The 13,810-nt window shown below is 69.5% G+C and carries 14 protein-coding genes; 8 read left to right on the plus strand and 6 right to left on the minus strand.

Annotated features, from left to right (window positions below; translation table 11 throughout):
• Position 1 precedes the first annotated feature (1 nt).
• The 3 genes from NDI76_RS12420 to NDI76_RS12430 all read right to left on the minus strand — a co-directional run bounded on the left by NDI76_RS12420 (position 2) and on the right by NDI76_RS12430 (position 2,612).
• Positions 2–637: a DsbA family oxidoreductase gene (locus NDI76_RS12420; protein WP_310924395.1), complete on the minus strand. Its 636-nt coding sequence runs from the start codon at positions 635–637 to the stop codon at positions 2–4.
• A gap of 72 nt (positions 638–709) precedes the next feature.
• The gene (locus tag NDI76_RS12425; protein ID WP_310924396.1) at positions 710–1,645 is read right to left on the minus strand and encodes an oxidoreductase; all 936 of its coding nucleotides are present in this window, start codon (positions 1,643–1,645) and stop codon (positions 710–712) included.
• 79 nt (positions 1,646–1,724) lie between these two features.
• The gene (locus NDI76_RS12430; RefSeq protein ID WP_310924397.1) at positions 1,725–2,612 is read right to left on the minus strand and encodes an isoaspartyl peptidase/L-asparaginase; all 888 of its coding nucleotides are present in this window, start codon (positions 2,610–2,612) and stop codon (positions 1,725–1,727) included.
• Between the two features lie 202 nt (positions 2,613–2,814).
• Here NDI76_RS12430 and icd point away from each other — a divergent pair, with 202 nt between their 5' ends.
• Positions 2,815–4,077 carry an isocitrate dehydrogenase (NADP(+)) gene (gene icd, locus NDI76_RS12435; protein ID WP_310924398.1) on the plus strand — a complete coding sequence of 421 codons (1,263 nt, stop codon included), beginning with the start codon at positions 2,815–2,817 and terminating at the stop codon, positions 4,075–4,077.
• Between the two features lie 174 nt (positions 4,078–4,251).
• Here icd and NDI76_RS12440 read toward each other — a convergent pair whose 3' ends face one another.
• Complete coding sequence (locus NDI76_RS12440) at positions 4,252–4,593, minus strand: cupin domain-containing protein (RefSeq protein WP_310924399.1); 342 nt, start codon at positions 4,591–4,593, stop codon at positions 4,252–4,254.
• A gap of 82 nt (positions 4,594–4,675) precedes the next feature.
• Between NDI76_RS12440 and NDI76_RS12445 the strand changes: the two genes are divergently transcribed.
• Entirely contained in the window at positions 4,676–5,203 is a 528-nt protein-coding gene (locus NDI76_RS12445; RefSeq protein WP_310924400.1) for a DUF5817 domain-containing protein, read from the plus strand.
• Between the two features lie 199 nt (positions 5,204–5,402).
• Here the strand turns inward: NDI76_RS12445 and NDI76_RS12450 are convergent, their stop codons facing one another.
• Entirely contained in the window at positions 5,403–5,600 is a 198-nt protein-coding gene (locus NDI76_RS12450) for a hypothetical protein (RefSeq protein WP_310924401.1), read from the minus strand.
• Positions 5,601–5,775: 175 nt separating this feature from the next.
• On the opposite strand from NDI76_RS12450, the gene NDI76_RS12455 reads away from it, so the two are divergent.
• Positions 5,776–6,123 (plus strand): hypothetical protein, encoded by a 348-nt coding sequence (locus tag NDI76_RS12455; protein WP_310924402.1) that lies wholly within the window; start codon positions 5,776–5,778, stop codon positions 6,121–6,123.
• Between the two features lie 16 nt (positions 6,124–6,139).
• On the opposite strand, the gene hmgA is transcribed toward NDI76_RS12455, so the two are convergent.
• Entirely contained in the window at positions 6,140–7,366 is a 1,227-nt protein-coding gene (hmgA, locus tag NDI76_RS12460; protein ID WP_310924403.1) for a hydroxymethylglutaryl-CoA reductase (NADPH), read from the minus strand.
• 420 nt (positions 7,367–7,786) lie between these two features.
• Between hmgA and NDI76_RS12465 the strand changes: the two genes are divergently transcribed.
• The 5 genes from NDI76_RS12465 to NDI76_RS12485 all read left to right on the plus strand — a co-directional run bounded on the left by NDI76_RS12465 (position 7,787) and on the right by NDI76_RS12485 (position 13,804).
• Positions 7,787–9,340: an amidohydrolase gene (locus tag NDI76_RS12465; protein ID WP_310924404.1), complete on the plus strand. Its 1,554-nt coding sequence runs from the start codon at positions 7,787–7,789 to the stop codon at positions 9,338–9,340.
• Positions 9,341–9,525: 185 nt separating this feature from the next.
• Complete coding sequence (gene nadA / locus NDI76_RS12470; RefSeq protein ID WP_310924405.1) at positions 9,526–10,653, plus strand: quinolinate synthase NadA; 1,128 nt, start codon at positions 9,526–9,528, stop codon at positions 10,651–10,653.
• Positions 10,650–12,200: an L-aspartate oxidase gene (locus NDI76_RS12475; RefSeq protein ID WP_310924406.1), complete on the plus strand. Its 1,551-nt coding sequence runs from the start codon at positions 10,650–10,652 to the stop codon at positions 12,198–12,200. The genes nadA and NDI76_RS12475 overlap by 4 nt, the downstream gene beginning before the upstream one ends.
• Entirely contained in the window at positions 12,187–13,002 is an 816-nt protein-coding gene (gene nadC, locus NDI76_RS12480) for a carboxylating nicotinate-nucleotide diphosphorylase (RefSeq protein ID WP_310924407.1), read from the plus strand. The genes NDI76_RS12475 and nadC overlap by 14 nt, the downstream gene beginning before the upstream one ends.
• A 121-nt stretch (positions 13,003–13,123) precedes the next feature.
• Complete coding sequence (locus tag NDI76_RS12485) at positions 13,124–13,804, plus strand: DUF3267 domain-containing protein (RefSeq protein ID WP_310924408.1); 681 nt, start codon at positions 13,124–13,126, stop codon at positions 13,802–13,804.
• The last annotated feature ends 6 nt before the right edge of the window (positions 13,805–13,810 follow it).

Raw genomic sequence — 13,810 nt, forward strand, 5'->3', positions numbered from 1 at the left:
GTCAGTTCCCCTCGACCAGTCGCTTCAACTGCTCCGGGGGCACCGCGCCGCGGGCGCCGTAGCCGTCGTACGCGAACGTCGGCACGCCGGTGATTCCCTGCTGCTGCGCCTCGGTGAATTTCCCGCGGACCTCCTCCCGGAGGGCGTCGTCGTCGAGCGCCGAGCGTATCTCGTCGCCGTCGACGCCCGCTTCGGCGGCGAGTTCGACCAGCACGTCCTCGTCGCCGATGTTCTTCCCCTCCGTCCAGAGCGCGTCGAATATCGCCACGTCGAACGCCAGCCACGTCTCGTAGTCGTAGTGCTCTTTCACGTAGTAGGAGGCCACCTGCGCGGGCAGGGAGTCGACGTCCGTCGCGATGTCGAGGTCCATCTCGACGTCGTACTGCTCCTGCAGGCGGCGGACGTTCTCCTTGGCCTGCTCGTAGTAGTCGTCGTCCTTGCCGTCGTCGACGTCGTGGTCGATGGTGCCGTCGGGCTTGCGCTTCCCGCTCCGGAGGTCGAACGGGTGCCAGTCGACCTCCAACTCGTCCTCGCGCGTCGCTTGGTACTGCCGGAGCGACTCCCTTCCCAGATAACAGAACGGGCAGACGTAGTCGGAGTAGACCGTGATTCGACCCGTGGATTCGGCGTCACTCATACCGCCGAGTACGGCGTCGCGCGGGTAAAAGGGAGCGTCCGGGGCGCGACTCGCCGCTAGCGTTCCGACGTCTCAGACGCCGTAGGGGACGCCCGTCAGTTTCTCGGAGAGTTCCCAGAGGCGGTGGGCGTCCACCTCGTCGCGGGAGTCGGCGCTCGACTCGTTCTCGCCGGGGTAGCCGCGCATGTTCCGAAAGCCCGTGGGTCCGACGTACTCGCCGCCGTCGACGCCCGGAGCGGTGGCGGCGTAGACGAGGGGAAGTGCCCCCATCTCGGCGCTCTGGGCGAGGGCGCGGTTCGCGAGGCTCATCCCCAGCAGTCGGAGGTACGACCCCTCCATCTCCGGGCCGCGCCGCTGGAGGTTCGTCGCCGCGTAGCCGGGGTGACAGCCGACGCTGAGCACGTCGTCCTCGCCGGCGCGTTCGAGGCGTCGCTGGAGTTCGTAGGCGAACAGCAGGTTCGCCAGTTTGCTCTGCCCGTAGGCGCCCCACTTGTCGTAGGAGTCCTCGCCCATCAGGTCCTCGAAGTCCATCTCGCCGCTCTCGTGGACGCCGCTGGACTGGGTGACGACGCGCGTCTCACCCTCCGTCTCGCGGAGCGTATCCAAGAGGCGGCCCGTCAGCGCGAAATGTCCGAGGTGGTTGACGCCGAACTGCATCTCGAAGCCCTGTTCGGTCTCGCGGCGTGGAATCGCCATCACGCCCGCGTTGTTGGCGAGAACGTGGAGTTCGTCGAACTCGCCCTCGAACCACTCGGCGAACCGGCGGACAGAGTCGAGGTCCGCGAGGTCCAACTTCGCCAGCGTGAGGTCGGCGTCCGGAACGCGGTCGAGCACGTCCCTCGCGGCCTCGCGCCCGCGTTCGGGGCTCCGAACGGCCATCACGACGTGCGCCCCTTTCTCGGCGAGCATCCGCGTCGCTTCGTAGCCGAGACCGCTGTTCGCGCCGGTTACGACCGCCGTCCTGCCCGACTGGTCGGGGGCGTCCTCGACAGTCCAGTTAGCTGTCATTATTCGGGGTAGGGGGTGGCGACGGTAAAGTCCACGGCTCGCGGCAGGACCGTCTCGGCGGCGGCGGTGCGGCGCCGATTCAGCGTTCGGCGACGGCCGTCTGCATCCCCTCGGTGTTGAACGCGCTGCCGACGCCCTCCTCGTCGGCGACGATGACGCCCGCCTCCGAGCCGGTGAGTTCCTCGAACTCGCCGACGGCCAACTCCGCGGCCGCCTGCGCGTCCTCGCCGGACTCGACATGCCGGACGGCGCGGCGGGTGAGCGTCGCCTTGGCGATGTCCTCGCCCGCGCCCGTCGCGGAGGCGGCGCCCGCGGGGGCGGCGTAGAAGCCCGAGCCTATCTGCGGCACGTCGCCGACGCGGCCGGCGAGGGCGAACCACCGCCCGCCGGTCGAGGTGGCGGCGGCGAACTCCCGGCCGTCGGAGGCGACGGCCCCGACGGTGTCGTGGTCCGAGAGGTCGGCGTCGTTCGACGCCGTCGCGCTCGACTCGCCGAACTTCGAGTCGAGCCACGCGAGGTGGTCGCGCGGCGACCCCTCCGGCGGGTCGGCCTCCGCCCAGCGCTCCCGCGTCTCGGCGGTGAACAGGTCGACGTCCGTCTCGACGCCGAAGTCGGCGGCGACGTCGACGGCGGGCCGGCCGGCGACGAAGACGTGCGGCGTCTCCTCCAGCACCGTTCGGGCGACGGAGACGGCGTGTTCGACGCCGTCCATCCCCGCCGCCGCGCCCGCCTCGAAGTCGCTCGTCATGAGGCCCGCGTCGGTTCGGACGCGACCGTCCGACTGGACGGCCCCGCCGACGCCCGCGTTGAACGCCGGGTCCGATTCGAGGGCGCGGACGGCCGCCTCGACGGCGTCGACCGGCATCCCGCGGGAGGCGCCCGTCGCGGCCGCCTCGTCGAGCGTCTGCTGTCTCGGCTCCGGTTCCTCGGGGACGCCGCCGGCGCCGCCGTGGACGATGACTCGCATAGGACGGCCGACGACGGGGGCCGAGAAAACGGCACCGACTCGCGGAGGGGCGGCGTCGGGGGGGAGCCTCCGGACGCGGCGTCGGCGGGGCGGAAACGGCGAGAAACCGCGAGAGAGCGGCGCCTCGACCGGAACCGCCGGAGCAGCCGTCTCGTCGATAACGGCAGTACTTTACGCTCGGTGAGGGAACAGGGGAATCGTTATGAGCTACGATCAGATCGAAGTTCCCGAGAACGGGGAGAAGATCACGCTCGCCGACGAGGAGACCGGTGAGCTGTCGGTCCCGGAGCACCCGATTATTCCGATCATCCACGGCGACGGCATCGGGACGGACGTCGGCCCGGCCGCGCAGAAAGTGCTCGACGCCGCCGCCGAGGCGACCGGCCGCTCCATCGAGTGGATGCGCCTGTACGCCGGCGAGTCCGCCCGGGAGAAGTACGACGAGAACCTCCCGGAGGACACCGTAGAGGCCATCAAAGAGCACCACGTCGCCATCAAGGGTCCGCTCACGACGCCCGTCGGCGCCGGCTTCCGCTCGCTGAACGTCGCGCTCCGACAGAAGCTCGACCTGTACGCGAACGTTCGCCCGACGTACCACCTCGACGGCGTCCCCTCGCCCGTCAAGAACCCCGAGGCGATGGATATGGTGTTCTTCCGCGAGAACACCGAGGACGTCTACGCCGGCATCGAGTGGGAGGCCGGCACCGACGAGGTCCAACAGGTCAAGGAGTTCCTCTCCGAGGAGATGGACGCCGGCGACAAACTGCACGACGGTCCCATCGGCATCGGCGTCAAGCCCATCACCGAGTTCGGGACGAAACGGCTCGTCCGCCAGTCCATCGAGTACGCCATCGAGAACGACCAAGACACGGTGACCCTCGTCCACAAGGGTAACATCATGAAGTTTACCGAGGGCGCCTTCCGCGACTGGGGCTACGAACTCGCAGAGGAGGAGTTCGGCGACGTCACCATCACCGAGGACGAACTCTGGGAGGAGCACGACGGCGAGAAGCCCGAGGACAAGATCGTCGTCAAGGACCGCATCGCGGACAACATGCTCCAGCAACTCCTGACGCGGACCGACCAGTACGACGTCATCGCGACGATGAACCTGAACGGCGACTACATGTCCGACGCCGCGGGCGCTCAGATCGGCGGCCTCGGCATCGCACCCGGCGCCAACTTCGGCGACGCGCGCTGTCTCGCCGAACCCGTTCACGGCTCCGCGCCCAAGTACGCGGGCGAGGACAAGGTGAACCCGACGGCGATGATCCTCTCGGGTCGCCTGATGTTCGAGTACATGGGCTGGGACGACGCCGAGCAACTCGTCCACGACGCCGTCGAGCAGACCATCTCCGACGGCGACGTCACGTACGACCTCGAACGGCAGATCGAGGGCGGCAACAAACTCGCCACCAGCGAGTTCGCCGACAAAATCGTCGAGAACATCGAAGAGTTGGCTTAGAGCCAACTCTTCGAGCAGCCAGAACTCTCCGAGTTCTGGCGACATCGAGACGCTGTCGTAGATAGCGTCTCAAGCGCTCGGAAATCACAGATTTCCGAGAATATCGAAGAACTCTCGTAAGCGAGTCGGCGCCGCTCCGCGACCCCTCTTTGTTTCGACCGCCGAGCGGCGAGGCTACTCGTCGCCCCAGTCGGCCATCGTTCGCGGCGGGCTGAAGATGTCGACGCCTTCGACCGTCTCATCGCCGCGGTTCTCGGCGGCGTGGACCTCCTCGCTACCGAGCGCGTAGGAGTCGCCCGCGCGGACGACCACCTCCCTGTCTTCGAGGACGAACGTGAGTTCGCCCGCGGTGAGATAGCCCACCTGCTCCTGTTCGTGACCGTGCGAGGGCACCGTCGCGCCGGGTTCGATGCGGAAGTGCTGGACGTTCATCCGTTCGGCGCCGGCGAGCACCGAGAGGTGGACGTCCGGGACCGCTTCGACCGATTCGACGTCGTCCGTGGAAACGCGTTCCATGGGGAGTCTGCATCCCCGTCCGAAATAAGCGTACGCCCGGCGCGGTGCCAAGGTTCAAATCCGACGACGCGGAAGCGGTGGTATGTACGCGGTGGTCGGCTGTTCGGAGTGCGCCAACATGTGGATCATCACCGACCCGAAGCGGTCGAAGACGGCGAACTGTTCCCGGTGCGGGCGGACCCACCAGACGAAGAAACTGCGTTCGTTTCTCGAAACCGATGACCACCACGCCGCCAGACAGGCGCGGGCGGCCCTCCTCGCCAAGAAACACGGCGACAGCGAGGCGTTCGCCGAGACGGCGCACGTCTCGGAGATGGAGGAGCGAATCGAGGAATCCGGTATCGACGACGCCGAGTACCTCGAAGGCTCCGGGCTCGACGCCGCGGAAATCGAATCCGCGGGCGAGCGGGCGATGGAGGGACGCTCGTCGTCGAACCGACTCGACGTGGTCCGCGAGGCGGTCCGAGAGGGCGACCGTCCGACGGAGGAGGAGGTGGTCGCGTCCGCCGAGGAGCGCGGCGTCCCCGGCGACGCGGCGCGGGACCTCCTCGAGAAACTGACCCGACGCGGCGAACTCTCGGAGTCACGCGGGCGGTACCGCCTGCTCTGAGGAGAGGGGTGGTCGACGTCGACCGGCGGCGAGGGAACCCACGGGAACGTGAGCACCAGCGCGAGCGGTTCGACTGCTCACTTTGCCTTTCGGAGGGACATCGAGAGCGACTACCGGAGAGTCGTCGTCGCCATGTCCGAACGGTCGGTCCTCAACCGACGAAAAATCGGGGGCCGCGTCCGAGCGCTCGCGCCGCGCGTCACAGCAGACCGAGCAGTTTCAGCGCCGTCAGCGCGGAGACGACGGAACCCGTCGCGAGTTTGACGAGGCGCAGGAGGCGCGTCGCCGCGCGGACGTCCGAGTCGCCTGCGGCGTCGTCGGCGCGCGCGTCGGACGGTGCGTCCGGAGGGCCGGTACCAGCGTCGGCGGCCGCTGGCGCGTTCGTTCGGGGGGACATGACGGGGCCGCCCGCGGCGGCGGGGGAGTCGCGCCGCCGCGGACGCGTTCCGACAGAGACCCGACACGAGTGTAAATGCGAGCCATGGGTGCACGGTGAAAGTGGGCCATTCGGCGGAACTGGAACGGCGTACGGAAAACGAAACGCTTTGTCCGGGAGCGACCCACGGGCGCGTATGTCGGATTCGCTGCCAGCGCCCGTCGGCGTCCTCGTGCGCGCCCTCGTCGTGGCGTGTTTCGTCGGCGGCGGCGTCCTCGCCCTCCTCAACGGGCGCCTCGTCCTCGCCGGTCTGGCCTACCTCGCGGGGTACACCGCACTCGCCGGGGCCGCCCTCGTGCGGGGGCAACGCCGCCGCGGCGCCGGCCTCTCGCTGTCCGGTCTCGGGTGGATGGTCCTGGCCGTCGGCGTCGCCCTCGGGTCGGAACTCCTCCTCCTCGGGGCGGGCGTCGCCCTCCTCGCCGTCGGAACGGGCCTGCTCGTCCTCCCGTGGGTCAGTCGTCGTCAGGAAACGACCGTCGACTGACTCGCGGACCGCGACGCTACCGCCCGAGTTCGGCGTGCGCGCTGGAGAGGTGCCGCGACGCGAGCGCCGATAGCAGGGAGAGTTCGCCCGCGAGCGACCCGACGGCGATGGCCTCCGCGAGGGCGTCGGCGTTCGACCCGGCCGGGTCGCCGCCGCCGCGGACGCCCAGAACGTCGAGGCCTTCGGCCTGCGTCGGCAGCTTCGTCCCGCCGCCGACGGTGCCGACTTCGAGGCTGGCGATGGAGACGGAGACGTAGAGGCCTTCGTCCCTCACTTCGGCCGTCGTGATAGCGTTCGAGCCTTCGACCACCTGCGCGGCGTCCTGCCCGGTGGCGAGGAACATCGCGGCGACGACGTTGGCGACGTGGGCGTTGAACCCCAGACTGGCCGCCTTCGCCGACCCGACGAGGTTCTTTCTGGTGTTGAGTTCCGCGACGGCTTCGGGCGTCGTGTGCAGACGCTCCTCGACCACCTCGCGCGGAATCGTCACGTCGGCGGTGACCGAACGCCCGCGCCCCTCGACGGCGTTTATCGCCGCGGGCTTCTTGTCCGAGCAGAGGTTGCCCGAGAGGGCGACGAGCGAGGCGTCAGTCGCTTCCTCGACCACGTCGCAGGCGGCCCGCGTGGCGATGGTGGCCATGTTCATCCCCATCGCGTCCTTCGTGTCGTAGCGGAAGCGCAGGTAGACGGAGTTGCCGACGACGTACGGCGTCACCCCCTCCAGTTCGCCGTGACTCGTCGTCTCCTCGGCCGCCTCGCGGAGTTTCCCCTCGTTTTCGCGCACCCACTCGACCAGCGCCTCGGCCTCCACCACGTCCGCCACGCGGAAGACGGGCGCGCGGGTCATCCCCGATTTCAGCACGCGCGCGTTCGCTCCGCCGGCGTCGTTGAGGACCGAGCAACCCCGATTGACGCTCGCCAGTAGCGCACCCTCCGTCGTGGCGAGGGGGAGGTGGCGCTCGCCGTCGAGGCTCGCGCCGCGAATCGCGACGGGGCCGGCGACGCCCATCGGCACCTGCACCGCGCCGACCATGTTCTCGATGTTGGACCCGGCGGCCGCGTCGGCGGGGAAACCGTAGTCGCCGACGACGTCCAAGGACGCGCCGGACCGCTCCTCGACGAGGAGTCGGCGGGCCGCCGTCGCCGTGTCCGCGTCGGCGTGCTCTTCGAGTTCGTGGAATCTGAGCGTTCCGTCGCGGACGCGCTCGGCGAGTTCCTCGGCCGCGCGAGTGTCGTCGGTCATGTCCGTGGCTTTTCCCCGACTCTCCTAACCGTTATCGGTCCCATTCTCGGTCTCTGTCTCCGTCGCACTCCCGGTTGCGTCCACCGCAGCAGCGACTGGCGCGACAGCCACAACCACAGTTGCGTACACCTCGAAAGTCCCTGTCGTCTCAGCTCCCAGAACTCGTCGGCTGGCCGCCCCCACTGCCGGGCGGACCGAAAGGGGCGCATCGCTGGGGGAAGGCGGCCGACGCAAGCACCGCAGCGCCACAGGCGCGAGGAGCGCAGCGAGGCCCCCGACTCCAGCGATTCGGGGCTTTCGCGGTGTTCCCGGCGACGGTCGTCGTTGCTGTGTAGCCGTCGACGAAGACTCCGAGGATAACATCTCAAATTCATACCCGCCACCCGAACCGTTTTGCTCCTTCCCGTCACCTGCCCACACATGACCGACGCCGCGGACCTCGTCCTCCTCGACGGGGAGATTCACACGCTATGCGACCCCGACGAGACGCACGAGGCGATAGCCGTCCGCGACGGCCGCATCGTCCGCATCGGCGCCACCTACGACGTGGAGTTCCTCGTCGGCACCGAGACGGAGACGCTGAGACTCGACGGCGACGTGGTGCTGCCCGGGTTCGTCGACGCGCACACCCACCTCGACATGGTCGGTCGGTCGCTCGTTCACGCCGACCTGTCGGGCGCCTCGGGACCCGACGACTGCCGCGACCGACTCCGGAAACGACTGGACGAACTCGAATCCGAGGGGGGCGCGGAGAGCGACGACTGGGTGCTCGGGTTCGGTTACGACGAGAGCGGGTGGGCCGAGTCGCGCTATCTCACCTGCGAGGACCTCGATTCGGTCGCGACCGACCGCCCCGTCGCCGCGTTCCGCGAGGACATGCACGTCGTCTCCCTGAACTCTGTCGCCCTCGACCGACACCTGGGCGAGATGCCCAAGGACGACGTGCGCTTCGACGGCGAGGACCCGACCGGCGTCGTCGTCGAGGAGGCCGTAGACGCGATATACGGCGCCGTCGAACCCGGCGTCGAGGAGACGGAGGAACTCCTCCGCGCGGCGCAGGCGGCGGCGAACGAACGCGGGGTCACCGGCGTCCACGACATGACGCGCAACTCGCAGAAACCGCGGGTGTACCGCGACCTCGACCGGGCGGGCGAGTTGACGCTTCGGGTTCGAATCAACTACTGGGCCGACCACCTCGACGGCGTGATAGACGCCGGTCTGCGGACGAACCACGGCAGCGAGATGGTCCGGACGGGGGCGATAAAGACGTTCACCGATGGGTCGTTCGGCGGCCGAACGGCCAAACTGTCGGACCCGTACAGCGACAGCGAGGGGGAGACCGGGACGTGGGTGGTCGACCCCGAGGAGTTGGCCGACGTCGTCTCGCGGGCGGACGCGTACGGTCTCCAACTGTCGGCGCACGCCATCGGCGACGAGGCCGTCGACGCCGTCCTCGACGCCTACGAAACCTGCGAGAGTCCGGGTGAGAGCCGCCACCGCGTCGAACACGCCGAATTGGCCGACGACGAGGCGATAGCGCGGTTCGCGGAGTCCGGCGTCGTCGCCTCCGTCCAGCCCAACTTCCTGAAGTGGGCCGAGGAGGGCGGTCTGTACGCCTCGCGCCTCGGCGACCGGCGGACCGAGACGAACCGCTACGCCGCCCTCGCGGACGCCGGCGTCCCCCTCGCGTTCGGCAGCGACTGCATGCCGCTCGACCCCCTCCTCGGCGTCCACTGGGCGGTGAACGCCCCCGCGGAGGCGCAACGGCTGAGCGTCACCGACGCCCTCCGCGCGTACACGTCCGGCGCGGCGTACGCCGGGTTCGACGAGGACCGATTGGGGACGCTCGAAGTCGGGAAAACCGCGGACCTGACGGTGCTGGCCGAGTCGCCGTGGGAGGCCGAGCGGATACGCGATATCGACGTCTCGGCCACCGTCGTCGACGGACGAGTCGTCTACGACGCCGACGCGTAACGGCCGAAGAGAATAGTCCTTCGATACCGCCTCATTTCGCGTAGGATTCTTTCGCTCGTGACTAAGAGACCTACACTAGATAGCCATCCATTACCGGATAGTATCTCAGCACAATCTACACTTCGAAGAAGAATATTTTTCATCAAAGCGCTCTGAGGAGACGATAGCCCTCACACGGGATACCAATGGCACGACTAGAGACAGCGGGGTTCGAATCGGACCTGAGCCTCTTCAAGTACGACGATTTAGAGCAGTTACCCGAACGGTATCGGGACCTGACCGAAGCGGATAGGGCGGGGAGAATCGAGGCCGCCCGCGAGGAACTCGGCGACGAGGTGGTCGTCCTCGGCCACAACTACCAGCGCCGCGAAATAGTCGAGCACGCCGATTTCGTCGGCGACTCCTACGAACTGTCGAGGCGCGCGGCCGAGTCCGACGCCGAGTCCGTCGTCTTCGCCGGAGTGACGTTCATGGCGGAGAGCGCCGACATAATCACCGACGACGACCAGACCGTCCTCCTGCCATCGATGGAGGCGTCCTGTCCGATGGCCGGGATGGCCGAGGCGCTTCAAGTCGACGCGGCGTGGGAGAAAATCGAGTCGGCGGCGGGCGGACGAGACGTGATTCCGGTGACGTACATGAACTCCTACGCCGACCTGAAGGCGTTCTGCGCCGAACAGGGCGGACTCGTCTGCACCTCCTCGAACGCCGCCGACGCGTTCGAGTGGGCGTTCGAACGGGGCGACGCCGTCCTCTTCCTCCCGGACAAACACCTCGGACGCAACACCGCCGCCGAACTCGGCGTCGACTCGGTGACCGAGTGGGACCCCTGGGACGCCGACTCGCCCGACGCCGCGGCGGCCGCCGACGCGGACGTCGTCCTCTGGGACGGCTACTGTCAGGTGCACGAGCGCTTCGACGTCGAGCACGTCGAACGGGCGCGCGAGGAACGCGACGCGAACGTCATCGTCCACCCCGAGTGCCGTCGGGAGGTGGTCGTCGCCGCCGACGAGGCGGGGTCGACGAGCCGGATATGCGACACCGTCGCAAACGCCGACCCCGGCGAGACGTGGGCTATCGGCACCGAGATACACCTCGTGAACCACCTGCGACGGTGGCATCCGGAGGTCGAGGTGATTTCCCTCTGCGGCGACGCCTGCATGGACTGCAACGCGATGCGGCAGGTAGACCCGAACTACCTGACGTGGCTGCTGGAATCGCTCGCCGACGGCGAGGTGCACAACGCCGTCGAGGTGGCGGAACGGGAGAAGGAACTGGCCGAAGTCGCCCTCGACAGGATGCTCGACCTATGACGCGGGAGACGGACGCCCGCGAGGCGGACGTGCTCGTCGTCGGGTCGGGCGTCGCCGGGTGCGCCGCCGCACTCGCCGCCGCCCGCGCGGGCGCGAACGTTCTCGTGGCGACGAAGGCCACGGCGCCCGAGGACGCCGCGACGGACTGGGCGCAGGGCGGCGTCGCCGTCACCGGGAGCGACCCCGAGTCGTTCCGCGCGGACGTCCTCGCCGCCGGCGACGGCGAGTCGGACCCCGAGGCGGTCGACGTCCTCGTCGGCGACGCGCGGGAAGCGGTGACGGACGTCCTCGTCGACACCCTCGGCGTCCCGTTCGACGGCGCCTCCCCCGGTGCGGACCTCGGCGCGTACGACCGCGGGCGGGAGGCGGCCCACTCGGAGCGACGCATCCTCCACGTGAACGCGAGCACGGGCCGGCACGTCCTCCGACCGTTCCTGAACCACCTCCGCGACCGGGAGAGAGTGACGTTCCTCGACGACGCGACGGCGCTGGACCTTCTGACCCACGAGGGCCGCGTCCACGGCGTCGAACTGCTCCGCGAGGGGTCGGTCGACCCCATCTTCGCCGGCGCAACGGTGCTGGCGACCGGCGGCATCGGCGCCTGCTACGGGACGACCACCAACCCGTCGGGGGCGACGGGCGACGGCGTGGCGATGGCCGCCCTCGCCGGCGCCCGCGTTGCGGACATGCAGTACGTGCAGTTCCACCCGACCGCTTTCCCCGCCGAGGACCCGTTCCTCGTCAGCGAGGCGGTCCGCGGGGAGGGAGCGGTGCTCCGCGACGGGTCGGGAAAGCGGTTCATGCCCGCCGTCCACGACGACGCCGAACTCGCCGCGCGTGACGTGGTCGCCCGCGCCGTCGCGGACGCCCGCGAGCGAACCGGCGAAGTGCGCCTCGACGTCTCTCCCCTCGACCCGGACTTCGGCAGCGAGTTCCCCGACTTGGCCGCCCTGTGCACCGAACGCGGCGTCGACCCGAGCGAGGGAATCCCCGTCGCCCCCGCCGAGCACTACCTCTGCGGCGGCGTCGCCGTCGACGACCGGGGACGGACGACGCTCGACCGCCTGTTCGCCGCCGGCGAGTGCGCCCGAACCGGCGTCCACGGCGCGAACCGCCTCGCCTCGATGAGCCTCCTCGAAGGTCTCGTCTGGGGCCGCCGCGCCGGCGAGACGGCCGCCGACGCGGGCGCCGGGGGCGCGGAGCGAATCGAGGCGCCCGAACCGCTCGACCGGGACCCCGGACTCCCGGACGCGTTCGCCGACGCGAAGTACACCCGCCTCCGCGAGACGATGGATTCGACCGTCGGCGTCGAGCGGACCCCCTCGGGCCTCGAACGCGCCCGCGCCACCCTGCGGCGCCTGAAGGGCGAAGTCGACGCCTACACCCGGACGCGCGTCTCCCGGTCGCTGTACGAACTGCGCAACGCGACGGTGTGCGCCCTCCTCGTCGCCCGCGCCGCGAGCGAAGCCCCGTCCGCCGGGTGTCACCGCGTCGTAGGTGAAGGCGCCGACGAACCGCGGACCGGAGGCGCCCGTGCTGACGACTGAGACGGTCGAACGGTGGCTTCGCGAGGACGTGGGTCACCGCGACGTGACGAACGACGTGCCCGGCGAGACGACGGGCCGACTGGTGACGAGAGAGGCGGGCGTCGCCGCCGGCCTCGACGCCGCCGTCGCTGTCTTCGAGTACCTCGGCGTCGAGGCGTCGCCCCGCGTCGACGCCGGCGAGTCCGTCGAACCGGGGACGACGGTGCTGACGGCGTCGGGGTCCGCCCGCGAGGTGCTCCGGGGCGAACGCGTCGCGGTCAACGTCGTCGCGCACGCCTCCGGCGTCGCCACGCGGACGCGCCGCGCCGTCGACGCCGCCCGCACCGTCGACCCGGACGTGCGCGTCGCCGCCACGCGGAAGACGACGCCCGGCCTGCGAGGCGTCGAGAAGCGCGCCGTCGCCGCGGGCGGCGGCGACACTCACCGACTCACCCTCTCGGGGACGGTGATGGTCAAAGACAACCACGTCGCCGAGATGGGACTCGAAGCGGCCGTCGAGCGCTTTCGCGAGCGCAAGTCGTTCGCGACGAAACTCGAAGTCGAGGTGGAGTCGCCCGAGGCGGGCGCCCGCGCCGCCGCCGCGGGCGCAGACATCGTCCTCTTCGACAACCTCCCGCCCGAGGACGTCCGCGCGGGCGTCGAGCGCCTTCCGAACGGCGTGCTCTCGGAGGCCAGCGGGGGAATCACCCTCGACGCCGTCGCCGACTACGCCGCGACGGGCGTCGACGCGGTGTCGATGGGGTCGCTCACCCATGGCGCTCCGAGCCTCGACCTCTCGTTCCGAACCGGCGGCGAACGGTAGAGTGCGCGGCGCCCGCCGGGGCCGGGTCGACCGGCGCACGGGCGGGAACATCGAAGTCGCCCCGTCCCGTCTCTCCGGCGTGTACGTGACAGAGAGGATTCGAACGGGAGTGGGATAATCGATGCCCGAGAGCGAGTACGACCCGGACGACGCGCTGGTCCCGTCGACGCCCGCGGGCTACCGCGACCCGACGACGTTCGACTACTCGATGCCGGCGCTGGCCGTCGTCGGAACCGCCCTGACCGTCCTCGGCATCTTCGCGTTCGGCGCGGTGCTGGATTTCGCGCAGGGGTCGGACGTCTACGACGCGCTGTTCGTCTTCGAGGAACTTCCCGACGGCGGCTTCGTCGCCACTCTGCGCGCCGGTCTCGTCTTCGGTATCACCGTCGCCGTCGTCGTCGTTACCGTCGTCGCCCACGAACTCGTCCACGGAATCGTCTACCGGCGCTTCGGTTACGACGTCAGTTACGGCCTCGTCCCCTCCCTCGGCGCGGCGTACGCCGGCGCGTTCCACCAGTTCCAGCGCTCCGAACACGTCCGGTACGTCGGCGTCGCTCCGTTGCTCGTTCTCGACGCCCTCTTCCTCATCCTCCTGTTCGTCCCCGTCCCCTTCGTCGCGTTCGCGGCGTTCGTCGGCCTTGTGTTCAACACGGCCGGGGCCGCCGGCGACCTGTACCTGCTGTGGTTCCTCTCGCAACTGCCCGAGGGGACGCTCCTCTACGACAGCGACATGCGCCACTCGTACGTCTTCAAACCGGCCTCGAAGTCGGACTCAAACTCGAGCTCGAACGCGGAGCCCTGAGCGGTC

Source organism: Halogeometricum sp. S1BR25-6 (genome assembly GCF_031624495.1).
GTDB lineage: Archaea > Halobacteriota > Halobacteria > Halobacteriales > Haloferacaceae > Halogeometricum > Halogeometricum salsisoli.